Annotated in this window: 2 protein-coding genes; both read right to left on the bottom strand. The window is 62.6% G+C overall.

Going from position 1 to position 1,226, the window contains the following annotated elements:
• Nucleotides 1-486: 486 nt before the first annotated feature.
• Nucleotides 487-885 carry an arsenate reductase (glutaredoxin) gene (gene arsC / locus AC1DSN_RS22895; RefSeq protein WP_063573720.1) on the bottom strand — a complete coding sequence of 133 codons (399 nt, stop codon included), beginning with the start codon at nucleotides 883-885 and terminating at the stop codon, nucleotides 487-489.
• 2 nt (nucleotides 886-887) lie between these two features.
• On the bottom strand, nucleotides 888-1,226 hold a 339-nt coding region (locus tag AC1DSN_RS22890), incomplete at its 5' end, for an NADPH-dependent FMN reductase family protein (RefSeq protein WP_477333163.1).

The raw sequence follows: 1,226 nt of genomic DNA, 5'->3' as shown, positions 1-1,226 counted from the left end.
CCCTCCTCGTGGTCTTCGCGTGCGCAGCGCATGCTGGCCTCTGGGTTTGGCCAGCCCAATACGTGCAATCGGGTTTGGCTGTTGCACTTGTGTGGGTCCCGCTTCTGGCGATTCCTCTGGCCTTTGGGGCGGGATGGTACTGGGCACAACACCAGCGGCTCCCCGGGCAGGAAGGCTGACACTCCGCACGTTCCTTTTTCAACCCACCGCCACGTCTTCCTCCTCCTTCGTCACCTCTTCATCCTTGTCCGGCGRCGGAAAGTGGTACCACGCTTCGTGGGGAGACGACCGCTTGCACGACAGGCATGCAGTCATGGTCCAGAAATGGCCGCATCCTGGACAGCAGCCTGCGGTCCAGAAGGTATTCCATTGCGTAAGGCATCCTGAGCCGGGTTCGCCGGGTGCACATACCCAACGACTCTCGGGTTTGGGTTCCCAACTGCAACGCGGGCAATGGATATGGGGTTCGCGGCTCATCGGGTCGCTCTAGGGGGCGATGATCTCGCCATCTTCCTTGGTAAACGGGCCAGGCAGCGGCGGGATGATCTCGAGCACCTTCTCGGACGGACGACTCAGGCGCGTTCCGCGATCCGTGACGACAAACGGCCGCTCGATCAGGATCGGATTGGCAAGCATGGCGTCGACAATCGCCTCGTCGCTGACAGACGGGTCTTTTAAGCCCAACTCACCGAACAGCGGTTCCTTCTGACGCGCCGCCTCGCGGGGCGTCAGCCCCGCGTCGACGAGGAGGCGCAGCAGCGTCACTCGATCCGGCGGGGTCTTCAGGTACTCGATCACGGTCGGCTCGATGCCGGCATGGCGAAGGATCGCCAGCGTGTTGCGCGAGGTGCCGCACCGGGGGTTGTGGTAGATCGTTGCGTTCATCGTCATGACGTAGGTTCCACTACGGCTGCAGCGGCAGCCAGTGCAAGGGCTTCAGCGGCGCCCTTGCGCTCGCTGTAGCGGTCAACAAGATAATCACTGCGGCCACGGACCAGGAGCGTGAACTTCATCAGCTCCTCCATGACGTCAACCACGCGATCGTAGTACGGCGACGGCTTCATGTGACCGGCGGCATCGAATTCGTTCCAGGCCTTGGCGACTGAGGACTGGTTCGGGATGGTCACCATGCGCATCCAGCGGCCGAGTACGCGCAAGGCGTTGACCACGTTGAATGACTGCGAGCCACCCGATACCTGCATGACGGCCAGGGTCCTGCCCTGGGT

It is taken from the genome of Luteibacter sp. P4_D7_3 (assembly GCF_056401735.1).
The sequence above is the reverse complement of the archived record's forward strand: the minus strand, read 5'-3'. Positions and strand labels throughout refer to the sequence as shown.